Annotated in this window: 16 protein-coding genes; 4 read left to right on the top strand and 12 right to left on the bottom strand. The window is 66.3% G+C overall.

The genetic code is table 11. The annotated features are described in order from the left end of the window. Nucleotides 1–286: 286 nt before the first annotated feature. Nucleotides 287–2,626, top strand: a complete 2,340-nt coding sequence (locus WBF82_RS16770) for a DEAD/DEAH box helicase (RefSeq protein ID WP_424384093.1) — start codon at nt 287–289, stop codon at nt 2,624–2,626. 306 nt (nt 2,627–2,932) lie between these two features. Further along, a complete protein-coding gene (locus tag WBF82_RS16765) occupies nt 2,933–3,967 on the top strand; it encodes a PAS domain-containing protein (protein ID WP_424384092.1) in 1,035 nt (344 codons plus the stop codon). Here WBF82_RS16765 and WBF82_RS16760 read toward each other — a convergent pair. The 7 genes from WBF82_RS16760 to ssd are packed head-to-tail and all read right to left on the bottom strand — an operon-like array spanning nt 3,964 to nt 8,478. Continuing rightward, nucleotides 3,964–4,281: an Rv3654c family TadE-like protein gene (locus WBF82_RS16760; RefSeq protein ID WP_424384091.1), complete on the bottom strand. Its 318-nt coding sequence runs from the start codon at nt 4,279–4,281 to the stop codon at nt 3,964–3,966. The two genes, WBF82_RS16765 and WBF82_RS16760, sit on opposite strands and share 4 nt — an antisense overlap. A gap of 16 nt (nt 4,282–4,297) precedes the next feature. Beyond that, the gene (locus WBF82_RS16755) at nt 4,298–4,597 is read right to left on the bottom strand and encodes a TadE family type IV pilus minor pilin (RefSeq protein WP_424384090.1); all 300 of its coding nucleotides are present in this window, start codon (nt 4,595–4,597) and stop codon (nt 4,298–4,300) included. A gap of 23 nt (nt 4,598–4,620) precedes the next feature. Next, on the bottom strand, nt 4,621–4,827 hold the full coding sequence (locus tag WBF82_RS16750; protein ID WP_424384089.1) for a DUF4244 domain-containing protein: 207 nt from the start codon (nt 4,825–4,827) through the stop codon (nt 4,621–4,623). Between the two features lie 15 nt (nt 4,828–4,842). Next, nucleotides 4,843–5,433, bottom strand: coding sequence for a type II secretion system F family protein (locus WBF82_RS16745; RefSeq protein WP_424384088.1), 591 nt, complete (start codon nt 5,431–5,433; stop codon nt 4,843–4,845). Beyond that, a complete protein-coding gene (locus WBF82_RS16740; protein WP_424384087.1) occupies nt 5,430–6,221 on the bottom strand; it encodes a type II secretion system F family protein in 792 nt (263 codons plus the stop codon). The genes WBF82_RS16745 and WBF82_RS16740 overlap by 4 nt, the downstream gene beginning before the upstream one ends. Continuing rightward, a complete protein-coding gene (locus tag WBF82_RS16735; RefSeq protein WP_424384086.1) occupies nt 6,218–7,381 on the bottom strand; it encodes a TadA family conjugal transfer-associated ATPase in 1,164 nt (387 codons plus the stop codon). The genes WBF82_RS16740 and WBF82_RS16735 overlap by 4 nt, the downstream gene beginning before the upstream one ends. Then, a complete protein-coding gene (gene ssd, locus WBF82_RS16730; RefSeq protein WP_424384085.1) occupies nt 7,378–8,478 on the bottom strand; it encodes a septum site-determining protein Ssd in 1,101 nt (366 codons plus the stop codon). The genes WBF82_RS16735 and ssd overlap by 4 nt, the downstream gene beginning before the upstream one ends. Nucleotides 8,479–8,884: 406 nt before the next feature. Here ssd and WBF82_RS16725 point away from each other — a divergent pair, with 406 nt between their 5' ends. Further along, nucleotides 8,885–9,733 carry an HAD-IB family hydrolase gene (locus WBF82_RS16725; protein ID WP_424384084.1) on the top strand — a complete coding sequence of 283 codons (849 nt, stop codon included), beginning with the start codon at nt 8,885–8,887 and terminating at the stop codon, nt 9,731–9,733. 475 nt (nt 9,734–10,208) lie between these two features. Here WBF82_RS16725 and WBF82_RS16720 read toward each other — a convergent pair whose 3' ends face one another. The 5 genes from WBF82_RS16720 to WBF82_RS16700 are packed head-to-tail and all read right to left on the bottom strand — an operon-like array spanning nt 10,209 to nt 16,043. Further along, on the bottom strand, nt 10,209–10,964 hold the full coding sequence (locus WBF82_RS16720) for an oxidoreductase (protein WP_424384083.1): 756 nt from the start codon (nt 10,962–10,964) through the stop codon (nt 10,209–10,211). Beyond that, entirely contained in the window at nt 10,961–12,664 is a 1,704-nt protein-coding gene (locus tag WBF82_RS16715) for a dipeptide ABC transporter ATP-binding protein (RefSeq protein ID WP_424384098.1), read from the bottom strand. Before WBF82_RS16715 ends, WBF82_RS16720 begins: the two co-directional genes overlap by 4 nt. Further along, nucleotides 12,661–13,524 (bottom strand): ABC transporter permease, encoded by an 864-nt coding sequence (locus tag WBF82_RS16710; RefSeq protein WP_424384097.1) that lies wholly within the window; start codon nt 13,522–13,524, stop codon nt 12,661–12,663. The genes WBF82_RS16715 and WBF82_RS16710 overlap by 4 nt, the downstream gene beginning before the upstream one ends. 13 nt (nt 13,525–13,537) lie before the next feature. Next, entirely contained in the window at nt 13,538–14,464 is a 927-nt protein-coding gene (locus tag WBF82_RS16705) for an ABC transporter permease (protein WP_424384082.1), read from the bottom strand. Nucleotide 14,465: 1 nt separating this feature from the next. Then, nucleotides 14,466–16,043 carry a peptide ABC transporter substrate-binding protein gene (locus tag WBF82_RS16700; RefSeq protein WP_424384096.1) on the bottom strand — a complete coding sequence of 526 codons (1,578 nt, stop codon included), beginning with the start codon at nt 16,041–16,043 and terminating at the stop codon, nt 14,466–14,468. A 73-nt stretch (nt 16,044–16,116) separates the two neighbouring features. On the opposite strand from WBF82_RS16700, the gene WBF82_RS16695 reads away from it, so the two are divergent. Then, nucleotides 16,117–16,968, top strand: coding sequence for an LppU/SCO3897 family protein (locus tag WBF82_RS16695; RefSeq protein ID WP_424384081.1), 852 nt, complete (start codon nt 16,117–16,119; stop codon nt 16,966–16,968). The last annotated feature ends 77 nt before the right edge of the window (nt 16,969–17,045 follow it).

Here is a 17,045-nt window from a genome sequence, read left to right as displayed (position 1 = left end):
CGGGCCCGTTCCGACCGCTATACCTTGCCGAGTCGCCGGAACTTCACCCGACCTACAACCTCGCAGGAACCGCGGCCGCAACGTCGATCCTGCGAAAGTTTTACACGAACACAGAAGCTGCGACCGCAAACAGTCAATCACGTTCATCGCGTCTGCGACAGCCTCAGGTGATCAATTCAGCTACTAAGAGGTAAACAATTCAGGTGAGATGCGCCAAACCCCTGGCCGCGGGGTCGTCGTTGGTTGAGGCATTCGGCAATTAGCTCACATCAGGAGGGGCGTAGAGATGGTGACGTTCGGCAGCGAACTGCTCGCGGCCGCGGTCGCCGGTAGCGAACCCGGAGACCACCCGCTACGCCATGTCGCCGAGCTGCCGCCAAGGCACGGCGACCGGCGTCCGTGGCCGGCATGGGCCGAACCGGACGTGGTGCGCGCCTTTACCGATCGCGACATCAGTTCGCCGTGGGCGCATCAAGTTGACGCAGCGGAGCTGGCGCATGCCGGCCGTCACGTCGTTATCAGCACCGGCACGGCGTCCGGGAAGTCGTTGGCCTATCAGCTTCCCATCCTCAATGCGCTGGCGACCGATCCGCGGGCCAGGGCGCTGTACCTGTCGCCGACGAAAGCGCTTGGCCACGACCAGTTGCGGGCCGCGCACGCGCTGACCGCGGCTATACCTCGGCTCGGTGATGTCGTGCCCACGGCCTACGACGGTGACAGTCCGGCCGAGGTGCGACGCTTCGCGCGCGAGCGATCGCGGTGGCTGTTCTCCAACCCGGATATGGTGCACCTTGCGCTGCTGCGCAACCATGCCCGGTGGGCGGTATTTCTACGCGGTCTTCGCTTCGTAATCGTCGACGAATGTCATTACTACCGAGGTGTTTTCGGCTCAAACGTAGCGATGGTCTTGCGTCGGCTGCTGCGATTGTGCGCACGCTATTCGGCCGACTCGGCGATAACGCCGACGGTGATCTTCGCCAGCGCGACAACAGCATCGCCCGGTGCAACTGCCGCCGAGCTCATCGGCCAGCCGGTCGCGGAGATCACTGAAGACGGCTCGCCACAGGGCGCTCGCACGGTGGCGTTGTGGGAGCCGGCACTGCGCACCGACCTCGTCGGCGAAAACGGCGCTCCGGTACGACGGTCCGCCGGTAGCGAGGCGGCGCGAGTGATGGCCGACCTGATCGCCGAAGGGGCGCGCACGCTGACGTTTGTCCGGTCGCGCCGCGGCGCCGAATTGACCGCGCTGGCAACACGTGCGCGGCTGGAGGACGTCGCCCCGGAGCTCACGGAGTCGGTGGCGTCTTATCGCGCGGGTTATCTGCCCGAGGACCGTCGCGCGCTCGAACGCGCGCTGGTCGACGGACAGCTCCGAGGTCTGGCCACTACCAACGCGCTGGAGTTGGGTGTCGATATAGCCGGACTCGACGCGGTAGTGCTGGCCGGTTTCCCCGGGACGGTCACGTCGTTTTGGCAGCAGGCCGGACGATCTGGGCGACGGGGTCAGGGCGCGCTGGTCTTGTTGGTCGCCCGAGACGATCCACTGGATACCTACTTGGTGCACCATCCTGCGGCGCTGCTGGACAAGCCGATCGAACGCGTGGTGATCGATCCGGCCAACCCGTACATCCTTGGCCCGCAATTACTCTGTGCAGCAACCGAATTACCACTGGAGGACGCCGAGGTGCGGGCGCTGGGGGCCGAGGAGGTCGCCGAGGGACTGGTCGACGACGGGCTGCTACGACGTCGATCCGGCCGGTACTACCCGGCGCCGGGCGTCGATCCGCATCCGGCAGTGGACATTCGGGGGTCGACTGGCGGCCAGATCGTCATCGTGGAGAGCGAAACTGGACGGTTGCTGGGGACCGCCGGTGTCGGACAGGCCGCCGCTTCAGTGCACCCAGGGGCGGTATATCTACACCAGGGCGAAAGTTACGTTGTCGATTCGCTGGACTTTGAAGAGGGCATGGCTTTCGTTCACGCCGATGATCCCGGATATGCAACGTTCGCAAGGGAATTCACCGACATCGAGGTCACCGGCACGGGTGAACGGCAGGTATTCGGTTCGGTCACGTTAGGCCTGGTACCCGTCTGCGTCACCAGCCAAGTTGTCGGCTATTTGCGTCGCCGGCTGAGCGGGGAAGTCATCGACTTCATCGAACTCGATATGCCCGCATACACCCTGGCCACCACTGCCGTGATGTACACCATTAGACCGGAGGCTCTGCGCCGCAACGGGATCGACGCGCCGCAGATCCCCGGAGCGCTACACGCCGCCGAACACGCCGCGATCGGGTTGCTGCCCTTGGTGGCCAGTTGCGACCGTGGCGACATCGGCGGCTTGTCAACCGCAGTGGGTCCAGAGCCCGATGGGCTGCCCAGCGTCTTCGTCTACGACGGCTATCCGGGCGGAGCGGGGTTCGCCGAACAGGGTTTCCGTCGAGCAAGAACCTGGCTGGGTGCCACCGCCGCCGCTATCGAGGCCTGCGAATGCCCGTCGGGATGTCCGTCCTGCGTGCAGTCCCCAAAATGCGGCAGTGGTAATGAACCACTGGATAAGGCGGGGGCTGTGCGCGTTTTGCGCTTGGTCCTCACGGCGCTGGCTCACGAGGACGCGACATCTTGATGACGACCGACCCCTCGACGGTCGTCTTCAGGTGTCTGCGTTACGGCAGCCGCCATGAAAACGCATTTCCTCGCTGCTGAAGAAACGCGCACATGCCGAAATTACAAACACCGCGGCGAACGGTCGGACAGCACAATCCGTTCGCAATCCCAATGGGCGCAGCAGCAAAATACCCGGCCACGCTAACCTGTGCAAGTCATCGACTGATGTATCAACGTCATCCTCAGGTTGACCGCCGCCAAACTTGCGCGGATTAGACAGGGACACAACGAGTTATCCCTTGCCAGTTCGGTAAAATGTCGTGGTATGGCGCGCGACTGGCTGCTTGTGGAAACGCTGGGCGAAGAACCGGCTGTGGTGGCGCTGGGCCGCCAATTGCGAAATCTTGTTCCGATTTCCGTGTTTCTCCGGCGCAATCCCCGTCTCGCTGCCATCCAGGCCGCAATCGCCGAGTCGTTGCAAACCAGCCAAAGCCTGGTCAGCATCACACCCAAAAGCGGCCGGGTGATCCGCGCCGAGCCGGTGTTGATGTCCGACGGCCACCTGCACGGGGTGCACATCTGGAGCGGGCCGACCGCGGATGAACCCCCGGAGCGGCCGATCCCGGGCCCACTGAAATGGGATATGACCGCAAGAGTGGCCACTGATACGCCGGAATCACTGGCCAATACGGGCCGGAATCTCGAGGTCGAGGATCCCGAGGGTCGCGCGTTCGCAGACAGCTGGCCCTCGGGTGATCTCAAGCCGAATGAAGGGAAGGCGCTGGCAGCTGCGGTCAGGTCGCAACCAGGTCACACACTGTGCGACACCTGGGACAGCACCGATTGGCAGGGCAATCACATTCGCGTGAGCTTTGTGGCGCGCAATGGGCTGGAGCCGGCTGCCGATGGCCACGACCATGTGATCGCACGGGGGATGAATTGGCGTGCCGAACCGGCCGAGCCGGAGCCGTCGACGGATCGACTCGCGCAGCGGATCCTGCACGGCCTGGCCCAGCCTGGTGTGCACCGGGCACTGTTCGATCCCGCCACGTGGACCCTGTTGAAATGGCTCGACGAGCCGTGCCCGTTTTATGACTGGCGACGTGTCGCTGCGGCTGCGCCGGGGACGCATCCGAGCGACGAAGCGAGGATGGCGGCCCTGACCGAGTTTGCGGGCGGCGCCGCCGGCGGGGTGTTACGCATGCCCGGCCATGACGGCGGCTGGGTTCCGGTCCATGTGACTGTCAATCGGGTGGAAGTCGAGCCGAACACATTCGCCGGGCTGGTCTCGCTGCGGTTGCCCACCGTCACCGAACTCGCCGACGCAGGCCTGACCGATCCCGATCCAAGCGACGGCTAAGCCCGATCGGCCGGGCCTGCCCGGGCAGCCGCCCGCGCGCTCCCCCCTCCGCCGACGGCTAGACGCACCTCGGTTGTGACGACGACGTCCAGGTCGTCGACAGCGCAGCCGGTGATGCTCGTCCGCATCTCGCGGGCCACCACGTTGGCCTGCAAGCAGGCCGTCTCGGGTCCGGCCACGAGCCGCGCCGCAGCGGCCAGCGCGGCCAGATCGGCCGCCGCCTGGGCCCGGTGACGGGCTACCACCGCAGAGCCCAGATACAGGCTGCCGCCGGTGACGGATAGCAGCACGGCGACCATCGCGGCCGCGACCACGGTGGCCGATCCCCGATCATCGCGGCTCGACCGCCGAGACGCCCGTAGCCGTGATTCCCAACGCCGGCAACAGATTCGACCGGGCGGTGACCGTCGCCACGAGGAACTCGCCGTCGCGACGCAGCTGCACCAGCGCGCCACCGGGCGCGATACCGCGGGCGGTGGCGACGGCCGAGCGTTCATCACCGCGGGCGGCCAATCGGGCAGCCTCGCGTGCGGCGTCGATGCAGCGGACCTGCATCGACACCGCTGTGACGCCAGCAAGGCACAACACCATGACTGCGACCAGGGTGGCAATGCCCAGCGCCGCCTCCACGGTGCTCGCGCCAGCATCGTCGACTATGCCTTGGTGTTGAGTGCACGGGCGATGATGTTGGTCAGCGCCGTGACGATGGAGTCGCCGGTCACCACCGTGTACAGGACTGCAGCGAACGCTGCCGCTGCGATCGTCCCGATTGCGTATTCGACGGTCGACATCCCTGCCTCGTCGACCGCCAGCAAGGCCGCACGGGCGCATACCACACGAAACATGTTGACTATCTTCATCTTTCCCTCCTCGGTTCACAGCAGGCCAGACTGCAGTAAGTCGCCGGCCAGCCCGGCTACCACCGGGACAATGCCCAGACACACGAACGCGGGCAAGAAGCACAGTCCGAGCGGGCCGGCGATGAGCACCGCGGCACGTTCAGCGGTGGCCGCGGCTGTGTGGGTGGCGTCCTGACGACATTGCGCGGCAAGCGCGGCCACCGCCTCGGCCAGTGCCACGCCCGATGCGGACGACCGTCGCGCCAGCCGAAGCAGCGCATCGGTCTGCGCGTCCAGAGAACCGGGCGACAGATCCGGCGGTGCCGACCATGCGACGGCCGGGTCGGCACCCAGCGCGAGCAGGTCGGCGGCGCGACGCAGCACACGGGCCAGCAGTGGGGGCGCCGAGGGCACGGTCGCTGTCGCGGCGCTCGACACCGCCATGCCCGCCGCCAGGCACACGGCCAGCACATCGAGGCTCGAGGCGACGGCCAGTGGATCGGGGCCACGCGAAGGCGGTCGCGCCGCGGCGGGCGCGGGGGCCACCATCATGGCCCGCGCTCTGAGCCTCGGCGGCTGCGCGCTGCTCAACAGAGCGACCGCCAGCAGCAGCGTAGCCGTGCTCACGATGCCGCCCGATCGGTGATGCGGTCCGACCAGAGCAGCCCGCTGCAGACCAGCGTGATCCCGACCAGCAGCAGCCAGCCGCCAGCGTGACCGGCCAGCAAGAACTCCGCCGGGTCGGCGCCGATGAGTTGGCCAAACAGCACCGACAGTATCGGCAGGCCCGCCAGGATGGCCGCGGTGGCACGGGCACCGGCCATCGCCGAGGTGACCTGCCCTGAAAACCGCTGCCGCTCAACGATATCGCGTTGGGCCGCGCGCATGAGGGTGGACATCGCCAGGCCGTGTTGGGCGGCCAGTTCCCAGCACACGGCGAGCCGATCCCATTGCGACGGCAAGGCCGAAGTCTCGGCGACGCTGCGCAATCCGGCGGCGACGTCGGCTCCCAAGCGGGCGCGCGCCGCGACCGCACGGCAGGACTCTGCGACGGGGCCGGCCGTTTCGTCCGCCGCGACAGCGAACGCCTGTGCGGGGTGAGCGCCAACCCGCAGTTCGCCCACCAACACATCGATCGCGGTTTCCAGCTGCCGGCCCTCATCCATTCCACGACGTCCACGGCAACGCCGCCGGTAGCGCAGAGCTCCCGTTGCACCAAGCACCGCGGTGGCGAGAACCGTTGTCAGCGGCAGTAATACGGCACCGACAGCCACAGCAGACAGGGCACAACATCCGGCGATCCGCGGCGGTAGTCGAATGCGGCTGCGGTCGGGACAACCAAGTCTTCGGCGTGGCGATGCAGGCGCTACCAGCACAGCTGCTGACAACGCCAGGGCCGCCACCGGTGCGGTCATCCGGTCGTCCGCCTCTCAACCAGCCGCCGGAAGCCCGCGACCTCGTCGGTCAGTCCGCGGTCGGCATACCATACGGTGGCCGCGCAGACCCGTCCGTCAGTTTGACGTAGCACCGCGATTTCGCTGAGTCGCCGCAGGCCGGCGCGATCGCGGGCCACATGCAGCAGCACCTGAACGGCGGCAGCCAGCTGACTATGCAGGGCACCGCGATTCAGGCCGCCAAGAGCACCCAACGCCTCCAAACGAGCTGGGACCTCCCCGGGATTGTTGGCATGCACTGTGCCCGCACCGCCGTCGTGACCGGTGTTCAGTGCCGCGAGCAGATCGACCACTTCGGCGCCCCGAACCTCGCCAACGACGATGCGGTCCGGCCGCATTCGCAGTGCTTGCCGGACGAGTTGGCGCACTGTAACTTCGCCGACGCCTTCGACATTGGCGCAACGCGCGACCAGCCTGACCAGATGCGGATGCGGCGGCGCCAGCTCAGCGGCGTCCTCGACGCACACGATCCGCTCGTCGGGAGCCACCGCGGCCAGCATCGCCGACAGCAGCGTCGTCTTTCCGGCCCCCGTCCCGCCGGACACCAAAAACGCCAACCTGGCGGCGATGATGTCAGCGAGCAGTGCGGCAGCTGTCGGCGCGATGGCGCCAGCCGCGATCAGCGCAGACAAATCTTGGGTGGCCGGTCGAAGCACTCGCAACGACAGGCAGGTGCCGGCGACGGCGACCGGTGGCAGCACGGCATGCAGGCGGACCGCGAAGCCGCCGGCGCCCACCTCGGTCAGCTGACCGTCCACCCACGGCTGCGCGTCGTCGAGTCGACGACCTGCGGCCAGTGCCAGCCGTTGCGCCAAGCGCCGTACGGCTACTTCGTCAGCGAACCGAATATCGGTGCGCCGCAGTCCGTTTCCGTCGTCGATCCACACTGCGTCCGGGGCGGTGACCAACACGTCGGTGGTGCCGTCCGCGCATAAAAGTGGTTCGAGGATCCCCGCGCCAGTCAGCTCGGTTTGCAGTACCCGCAGGTTGCTCAGCAGCTCAGTGTCGCCGAGCACACCACCGGATTCGGCCCGGATCGCGTCGGCTACCACGACGGGGCGCAGCGGGGCGGATTCTGTGGCCAGCCGCTCACGCACCCGGTCGATGAGCGAATCGGTCATGCCGCCCTGCTTTCCATGTCGGCAGTCGGGCGCGCTGGTAGCAAAGCCAGAACCCGGCGCGCCGCCCCCGCCAGCGCAGAGCGTCGCGCTAGCCGCAGACCGCCGTGTTCGAGCTGCTCGGCCAACCGCGGGTGCGGCCTCATCGACGCCAGCAGCGGCACGGCGGCGATCGCAGCCAGCTCCTCGGCCCGCAGCCCGCCCGGCGAGGGTCCGCGCACGACCAGGCCCACGTTGGGATTGATGGCGGTGAGCACCGGCGCGAGGGTCGCGGTCGCCGCACACGCCCGCACATCGCATGGGCTGACCACGGCGACGAGATCGGCTGTGTCCAAGGCAGTTTGAGAGGCCTCGGTCAGCCGGCGCGGAACATCGCAGACGACGGTGGCCCCGCCGCGGCGGCCCGCGTCGACGACCGCCTCCACTGCGCCGGCGTCCAGTTCGTATCCGCGCCGAGTGCCTGACAGCATGCAGATCCCGCGATGGCGCGGCAGCGCTTCACGCACTGACGACCAGTTCAGCCGTCCGCCTTGCAACGCCAAATCGGGCCAGCGCACACCGGGAGTGGTCTCGCAGCCCACCAGCAGATCGATGCCACCACCCCAGGGATCGAGATCGACCAGCAACGGGTTGATGGCGACCTGGGCCAGTGCCGCCGCGAATATCGACGCGCCCGCCCCGCCACGCCCCCCGATCACCGCGACGACCTCACCGCGGGTGTGCTCGTCACGCACGGAGTCGCCGGCATCGGCAAGCTCGCGGACCAGTTCGCGCTCTTGGATCGGCAGGATGAGCACATGCCGTGCACCCACCTCGACGGCCGCCGCCCATGTCGCCGACGCCGGTTCGCCGCCCGTCACCACGACCACGTGTGCGCGGCGCGGCAGACCACCGCGTGCGCATGCGTCAACCGCGTGCTCGTCGAGCACTACCGCCGCGGCCGCCGACCAAGTTTTCCTGCTGATCGGTGATGCGCCTTCGGTGTAGACGACCCGTACACCGACGGCCGCTGCAACTCGGTCGAGCTCATTGCGCAGTGCGGGTTGGGCTACGACGGCCAGGATTCCGCGAGCGCCGGCAGCTCCGGTAGAGGTGGTCATCGGGCCACCGTGCCCGGCACGATCGAGGGCCGCCAGTCACGAACGAGGATTTGTGGACAACGCGTGGTCTGTGCACAACTGGGGGAGATGCACCCGGCAAACCGCGGGGCCGCGGCAGGGGGCCTTACCCGACAAAAGAGACGACCCCCGCCAGGGGGGGAGGAGGCGAGGGTCGTCGTGTATCAGCCCCGGGGGGTCGGGCTGATCCACCCTCGGCTAAGCCGAGTACTGCTTACTATACACATGACAGCGTCTAGCAGCGCAAGAGCTGTTTTTGTTCTGTGCACGGCGTTCAGCCGGCTCGCGGCACGACGGTACGGCCGTCGCGAGCAACCGAAACGGGTTTTGACCGGCTGTTTTGTAGGGGACGTCGCGGTTTGTCGCATCATCCCCCTATGCTGGGGCGGTGATCGTCCCGGACTCGGCCGCTGACCAGCAAACATCACCGCCTCGCACCGGTCGCACTCCTCGGACCGCCGCATTTTTCGATCTGGATAAGACGATCATCGCCAAGTCCAGCACGCTGGCGTTCAGCAAACCATTTTTCGACCAGGGATTGATCAACCGGCGGGCCGTGCTCAAGTCCAGTTACGCCCAGTTTTTGTTCCTGCTGTCCGGCGCCGACCACGACCAGATGGACCGGATGCGCATCCACCTGACCAACATGTGCACCGGCTGGGATGTCGAACAAGTCAAGTCAATTGTCAGCGAGACGCTGCACGACATTGTCACGCCGCTGGTGTTCGCCGAAGCCGCGGACCTCATCGCCAGCCACAAGCTGTGCGGCCGCGATGTCGTCGTGGTCTCGGCGTCCGGCGAGGAACTGGTGGCACCGATCGCGCGTGCGCTCGGCGCCACCCACGCGATGGCGACTCGCATGGTCGTCGAGGACGGCAGGTACACCGGCGACATCGCGTTCTACTGCTACGGCGAAGGCAAGGTGCACGCGATCCGCGAGTTGGCCGCGCGCGAGGGCTACCCGCTCGAGCATTGCTACGCCTACTCCGACTCGATCACCGATATGCCGATGCTGGAAGTCGTTGGGCATCCGAGCGTGGTGAATCCAGATCGCGCGCTGCGCCGGGAAGCGACCGCCCGCAGCTGGCCGGTGCTGGCGTTTTCGCGTCCGGTGTCCCTGCGCGACCGCATCCCGGCACCGTCGGGGGCCGCGGTCGCGACGACTGCCGCTGTGGGAGTTAGCGCACTGGCCGCCGGAGCGTTGACCTATTCGCTGCTGCGCCGCTTCTCGCTGTAGCGGCCCCGACGCTTCAGCAAACTTGCCCGGTAACCGACCGGTATCGGTTCAGCTTTTTCATGGCATCTGAAAAGCAAAAGACTCTTGATGTGACCCGGGTCACGTAGTACAAAGGAGTCACGGAAGCCCGGTGAGGCCAAGATCGTTCCGGAAGAGAAGGCTCGATCTCCCTCGTTGGGCGACCCAGCACGGTTCCCGGCACCCACGCGGAGTCACAGCCGCGAAGATGGCAGAAGTGTTGCGGGCCTGCGTAATTGCGAAGAGCGGACGGCGTCGACGGTCCTTTGGGTGGGGTTGCAGCCGGAAGTGTCGCAAGATCGCCGAGGCCACCCACGCAGCCCAGAGTTGCACGCTTGGTAACCGGGTCCCGTGCTAGCGGGCGGCGAGCCGAACCCTTCGGAGCGTCGCCCGCTTTGTCCGTCTGGACCACTCCCGCCAGCCGCACAACCGCTCGCCGCGACGTGGTTTCGGCAACCTAATCAGTAAGTGATTCCGCGATTGACAACGCTTCCTGCGCGCCGTCGCGCATGGCGCGACAACACAGCACCAACCATGCGGACATCCCCTTGGGAGTCCCGGAGGCGAACCCGCTGGCGGCGTCGCGGTAGTCGGCGGCGCGGCGCATCCAGCTGACCTCCGGTACGCCCAGCCCGTGTGGGTCCAGCCCGGTGGCGATGGTGACGAGTCGGCCCACCGCCCGCGCCACCACTCCGTCGGCGCTGCCGAACGGTGCCAGGGTCAGCAGCTCCCCATGGGCGACCGCCGCGATCACCGGCGCCGGCGCGCCGGACCCCCCGGTGACGATCTTTGCGAGCAGCTCAAGGCGGGGTCCGACATCGGAGTCGGCACGCGGCCGGCCCAATCGGCCCTCGTCGACCCGGTCGGCGGCGGCGAGCATGTGCAGCCGCGCCAGCGCTTGCAGCGGCGCGCGCTGCCAGACACCAACCAGGGTGGTCTCGCCGCCTTCCAGCGCCTGCGCGACGCGCAGTGCGCCCGCGAATACTGGGTCGTTGGTCGACGAGACGTCGAGTTGTTCGTCCAGTTTCAAGCCACCGCCGTCGAGCACGGCCGACGCCCTGGCCGCGCGCAGCGCCGCCTCGGCGGCCGTCACCGGCCAGCGCCGCAGGTTGGCGCGGTGACGATGCGCTCGGCCCAGCGCGTCGCGTGCCTGGTCGCTGGCGTCGGCGACACCGGGTAGCGCCATCAGCGGAGCCAACGGGTCAGAACTCACGAGCTGTCACCATAAGGCCTACCTGGTGGCGGCGACCCGCTGCGCCCGGCTTCGCCGCCCTTGCGATCTCCGCCCGGTATCGCCGCCAACAGCTGCCGCGTGTACTCGTGCTGCGGCTGGATGAACACCTCGTCAGTGGAGGCGTGCTCAATCACCCTGCCCGCTTGCATCACCAGCACCTCATCGGCGATCTGCCGGATGACCGCCAAGTCGTGACTGATGAACAGATAGCTCAGGCCCAATGCCTCCTTCAGTTCCGCGAGCAGGTCGAGTATCTGCGCCTGCACCAAGACGTCGAGCGCAGAGACAGCTTCGTCGCAAACCAGCACCTCGGGCCGCAATGCCAGCGCTCGCGCGATCGCGACTCGTTGACGCTGCCCGCCGGACAATTCGCGGGGCCGACGGTCCAGCACCGACGCCGGAAGCGCCACCTGTTCGACCAACTCTCGCACCGCCGCTCGACGCTCGTGGCGGTTACCAACGCGATGAATGCGCAGCGGTTCCTCGATGGCCCGGAACACCGAGTACATCGGATCCAAACTGCTGTAAGGGTTTTGGAAGACTGGCTGTACCCGACGGCGAAATGCCAGGGCATCGTGTCGGTTCAGCCCGGCAACGTTTTGGCCGTCGAACGTCACCGTCCCAGAAGTCGGCGCCAGCAGGCCAAGCGCCATGCGCGCCAGGGTGGATTTCCCGGATCCGGATTCACCCACTACAGCCAGTGTGGTCGCTTTGCGCAGACGAAACGACACGCTATCGACAGCACGGAATTCGGCTTTGCGCCAGGGCCTTCCATGGGTTGATCGGTAGGCTTTGGTGAGCCCGGAGGCTATCAGGAGTTCGCGTGCGTCGGCGTCGGGCTTGTCGAGAGGCGCGGCGTTGCCACTGCGCGGTCGGGTCGACGTCGCACCGGCCGGATGCATGGCTGGTGCGGAGTCGACCAATTGCCGGGTATAGGGATGCTGCGGATCACTCAAGATCGCTTGCGCCGCACCGGTTTCTACGACGCCGCCCCGGCGCATGACGACTAGCTGCTCGGCACGCTCGCCTGCCAATGCAAGGTCGTGGGTGATCAGCAGCACCGCAGTGCCCAGTTCCGCGGCCAGCCGCTGCAGATGATCGAGCACCTGCCGTTGCACGGTTACGTCGAGTGCCGATGTTGGCTCGTCGGCGATAAGCAGACGCGGTCGGCCCGCCAGCCCGATCGCAATCAGCGCACGCTGGCACATCCCGCCGGACAGTTGATGCGGATAGCGTCTGGCCTGAATCGACGGGTCCGGCATTCCGGCTTCATCGAGCAATTGCAGCGAGCGTTGCGTGACATCACTAACGTTATTGGTGCGCAGCGCTTCCCGAATCTGAAAGCCGATCTTCCACACCGGGTTAAGGTTCGTCGCCGGGTCCTGTGGGACATAGCCGATGCCACTCCCCCTGATCGAGCGGATCCGACGGGAATCTAACGATGTGAGGTCGACACCGTCGAACTCAATGCGGCCGGCGGTGATTCGGCCGCCCGGTGCCAGCAGGCCGAGAATCGCAGCGGCGGTCGTCGACTTTCCCGAGCCTGATTCACCGACAACGGCGACAGTCTGCCCGCTGCGCACAGTCAGCTCGACATTGCTGACGGCGGGAGGGTCGTCGCCGAACCTGACCTCCAAGCCGATAACGCTCAGCAGCGGCTGCTCGCCCGAGCGGTTCACGACCGCCACGTCCGTGATGTGGAATCCAGGACATCGCGCAAGACGTCGCCCATCATTAAAAAGGCCAGCACGGTAAGCGCAAGGGCGCCAGCGGGATAGAACAGAATCGGTGAGCCGGCCCGCAGCCGCGTCTGCGCCATGCTGATGTCGCCGCCCCATGACACCACCGACGGCGGCAGCCCGACACCAAGGTAGGACAGCGTCGCTTCCGTCACGATGAATAGCCCCAGCGAGATGGCGGCGACGGCGATCACCGGGCCTAGGGCATTGGGCACCACGTGGCGTATCAGAATCCCAAATCTGTTCAGCCCCAGCGCCTTCGCGGCCAGCACGTAGTCGCTGCCCCGCACCGCGAGCACTGCACCGCGGGCGATCCTGGCCACCTGCGGCCAACCGAACAGCGCGAGGATCGTGATCACCGTCCATACGGTCCGGTGATGCATGACCTGCATCAGCACGATGGCGGCCAACAGCAGCGGGATTCCGAAGAAGACGTCGGCGACACGGGAAACAACGACGTCGATCCAGCCGCCGTAGAAGCCGGCCAATGCTCCCAATGCGCCGCCGACAACGAAGACCAGCAGGGTGGCGCCAACGCCGACGGTGATCGACGCGCGAGCCCCGTATACGGTGCGGGCGTAGATGTCGTGGCCCTGCAGATCGGTGCCGAACCAATGTGTCGCCGACGGTGCGAGCAGGCTCTGATACGGGTCGGCATAGCTGGGATTAACGGATGTGAACAGCGTGGGGAATATCGCCAACACGAGGAAGAACACGATCAGTGTGGCCGCGACGACAAACTTTGGACGGCGTCGCAATCCACACCAGGTATCACGCCAAAACCCGGTGCTGCCAAGCATTTCAGTGCCTCGCTCACCCATAGCGGATCCTGGGATCCAAAACCGCGTACAGCAAATCCACGACCAGATTGGTCACTAGGTAGATGACCACCAGCACCGTCACGATCGACACCACCGTCGGTGCCTCCTGGCGAGTGACCGCCTGATAGAGCACTCCCCCCACACCGTGGATGTTGAAGATGCCCTCGGTGACGATCGCCCCGCCCATGAGCGCTCCGAGGTCGGCGCCCAAGAACGTCACCACCGGGATCAGTGAGTTGCGTAGGACGTGGATGGTGACCACCCTGGGGCGCGACAGGCCGGTGGCCATCGCCGTGTGCACATAGTCGGCGTGGGCGTTGGCGGCCACCGCAGAGCGAGTCAACCGCACCACATACGCCAAAGACACCGATCCGAGCACCACTCCGGGCAGCAGCAGCCGCGCGAACGTCGGCTGATCACCGACGGTTACCGCGGCGACACCCAGCCGGACCCCAAAGACGAACTGCGCCAAAAACCCCAACACAAAGATCGGAACCGCAATCACGATCAGACTGGTGATCAGCACCGTCGCGTCGAAGATTCCGCCTTGGCGCAGCCCGGCGATCACGCCGAAGCCGATTCCAAGGACAGCCTCCACTGCCAGGGCAATCAAGCCGAGCCTGATCGTCACCGGAAACGCTTGGGCGAGAACGGTGCTGACCGGCAGCCCGGAGTAGGCGCGCCCCAAGTCGCCGTGGATGATGCCGATAAGATAATGCCAATACTGCAACAGGAACGGGTCGTTGAGGTGGTATTGGGCGCGCAGTTGCGCGGCCACCGCGGGACTCAGCGGGCGGTCACCGGCCAGCGCGGCAATCGGATCGCCGGGCAGCAGAAAGACCATGGCATAGATCAGCAGCGTGGCGCCGAGGAAAACCGGCACCATGATCGCGACACGGCGAGCGATATACCAACCCATTTCAAGCCTTGACGATGTGCTCGTAGTCGGGCAGGCCGTTCCAGGTCAGCGCCACGTGGCTGACCGCCGCTGATGTTCCAGCCACGCTGACCGTGTACCACAGCGGGACGACGGGCATGTCCCGCAGCAGGATTCGCTGGGCAGCGTTGGCAAGGGCAAACGACTGAGGCAAGTCGGGCGCAGCTTCGGCCCCGGCGAGCGCGGCGTCGAATTGCGGGTTGGAATAGCCGACGTCGTTCGCGCCCGCCCCGGTGACGAACAGCGGCTCCAAAAACTCCAGCATCGACGGGAAGTCACCTTGCCAACCGGCGCGGAAGGCGGTGGATATGCGCCGGGTGGTGATCTGGGTGCGAAACGTGGCGAAGGTCGGCTGCGGCGCACCGACCGCATCGATACCTAAAATGTTCTTGATGCTGTTGGCCACCGCATCCACCCACTCCTGGTGCCCGCCGTCGGCGTTGTAGGCGATCGCGTATCGGCCGGACCATTTCGAAATCGCATCGGCCTGCGACCACAGCCGCCGCGCCCGGTCCGGATCGAAGTCGAGTGCGTCGTTGCCGTCGACGTGCGGGTCAAAACCGGGCAGCGAACTTGCGGTGAATTCACGTGCCGGTGCGCGCGCTCCGGCATAGATCTGGCGGCAAATCTGTGGCCGGTTGATCGCCGCCGAGATCGCCAGCCGGCGCAACCTGCCTTCCTCGCCGCCGAAATGCGGCAGCCGTAGTGGGGTGTCGAGGGTCTGGTTCGCCGCCGCCGGTGCGCTGACGTACCGATCGCCGAGATCTCTGCGGTAGACCGACAGCAAGCTGGACGGAATCGTGTCCAGCACATCGAGATTGCTCGACAGCAAGTCGGCGTACGCGGTGTCCAGGTTCGCGTAGAAGACGAAGCGCAGCCCCTTGTTCTGCGGTAGCCGGATGCCGTGGTAGCCGGGATTGGGCACCAGATCCAGTTTGACGTTGTGTTGCCAGGCCGCACCCCCGGGCGCGTCGGCGAGCTTGTAGGGGCCGTTGCCGATCGGATGCTGGCCGAAGGTCGTCATATCTTTGAGCGCGGCATCCGGCAACGGATAGAACGGCGAAAACCCAAGCCGTAGTTTGAAATCGATGGTGGGCGCCTTGAGCCGCACGGTGAACACGTGATCGTCGACAACGTGCAAGCCGGACATCGTGGTCGCGGTCGGCTTCGCCGCGGCGACGTCGTCGAAACCGGCGATCGGGCTGAAAAAGCTCTGTTGTAGTTGGGCATTGGTGGCCAGCGCGCCGTAATTCCAGGCATCGACGAACGAGTGCGCGGTGACCGGTGTGGCGTCGCTGAACCTCCACCCGGGATTCAGAGTGATCCGGTAGTTGACGTCGTCGGTGGTGTCGATCGACTGAGCAACCTCCAGTTCGGCTTTGCCGTTAACGTCATACGACATCAGGCCGGCGAACAGCCGGTCGATGATCCGGCCGCCGTTGCTGTCATTCGTATTAGTCGGAATCAGCGGGTTTTGCGGCTCACCTGCGTTGACGATCACCACGTCGGTGCGGACATTGCCAACCCCGCAGCCGGCCAGCGGTGTGACGGCGAGCAGCATCACGGCCGCCGCCGCGATGCTCAACCGACGCAAGCGTCCTCCTCCGATCCGTTGTCACCACTACAATCCCGGAGTGATTGTCACCGAACTCGCCGAGGGTACCGTCGCCGAGCACGTCGGGTATTTGACCGGGCTGATCGCCATCCCCGTGGTGGGGCTGATCTTGTTGATCGCCGGTCTTCGGCAGCGTTCACGACGGCGCCGACTGCCGCCACCCGCCAACCCGATGACTCCTCCCGGTTACCCACCGCCGGGTCCTTACCCGTTTGGCTATCCACCACCGCCGCCACAGGGCTTTCCACCGAACACGGGCTACCCGCAGCAGCCGGGACCTCCTCAGCCGCCAACGTACCCACCGCATTACCCGGGCGGCTATCCGCCGCCGCCTCCGCGCGGATCGTCGGGCACTGCGCTGATCGCGGTGGGATCGATCCTGTTGACATTGGGCGTGCTCGGCCTTGTCGGCCACGTGGGCCGGGCGGCTCTCCAAGCCGGACGCTCGGCTCGTTCGGCAAATGTGGGTCAGTGCATCGCCGAATCCAACATGCGGGAAAACAATACGACCCCGGCGCCAGCGCAGGACTGCGATAAGCCGGACTCGATATTCGAGGTCGCAGCTAGAGGCGATGGCCCGGCACTCTGCCCCGATGGCAAGCGTGAGGATTCCCTATACGCGTATCTCTTCGACGGGACCACGACCCTGTGCCTGATGCTCAACCTCAAGCAGGGCCAGTGTTATTCGGTGTCCGGAACGGCGACGAAGCCGACGTTTGCGGCGGCGGCCTGCGATGACACGCCACCCCTTATTAAGGTCGTCAAGCGTATCGACGGCAGCACCGATACCGCGCTGTGTCCTTCGGGAACCAAGGCGGCCTCCTACCCGTCCCCCGCGCGGCTGTACTGCCTGGAGCCAGTCCGAAACTGATCGCACTGACTCACGCGGTCGCATCGTCGCCGGACTACGCTCGACTGCCCGCCTCCTCCTCAGCCGTACCGGCTGCA

Source organism: Mycobacterium sp. (genome assembly GCF_049673265.1).
Lineage (GTDB): Bacteria > Actinomycetota > Actinomycetes > Mycobacteriales > Mycobacteriaceae > Mycobacterium.
This window is presented reverse-complemented; position numbering and strand designations above follow the sequence as displayed.

Bases quoted from the DNA above. Each gene is read 5' to 3' on its own strand.
- WBF82_RS16770 (WP_424384093.1), top strand. From the start codon at position 287: ATGGTGACGTTCGGCAGCGAACTGCTCGCGGCCGCGGTCGCCGGTAGC.
- WBF82_RS16765 (WP_424384092.1), top strand. From the start codon at position 2,933: ATGGCGCGCGACTGGCTGCTTGTGGAAACGCTGGGCGAAGAACCGGCT.
- WBF82_RS16750 (WP_424384089.1), bottom strand. From the start codon at position 4,827: ATGAAGATAGTCAACATGTTTCGTGTGGTATGCGCCCGTGCGGCCTTG.
- WBF82_RS16740 (WP_424384087.1), bottom strand. From the start codon at position 6,221: ATGACCGCACCGGTGGCGGCCCTGGCGTTGTCAGCAGCTGTGCTGGTA.
- WBF82_RS16735 (WP_424384086.1), bottom strand. From the start codon at position 7,381: ATGACCGATTCGCTCATCGACCGGGTGCGTGAGCGGCTGGCCACAGAA.
- ssd (WP_424384085.1), bottom strand. From the start codon at position 8,478: ATGACCACCTCTACCGGAGCTGCCGGCGCTCGCGGAATCCTGGCCGTC.
- WBF82_RS16710 (WP_424384097.1), bottom strand. From the start codon at position 13,524: ATGCTTGGCAGCACCGGGTTTTGGCGTGATACCTGGTGTGGATTGCGA.
- WBF82_RS16705 (WP_424384082.1), bottom strand. From the start codon at position 14,464: ATGGGTTGGTATATCGCTCGCCGTGTCGCGATCATGGTGCCGGTTTTC.
- WBF82_RS16700 (WP_424384096.1), bottom strand. From the start codon at position 16,043: ATGCTGCTCGCCGTCACACCGCTGGCCGGCTGCGGGGTTGGCAATGTC.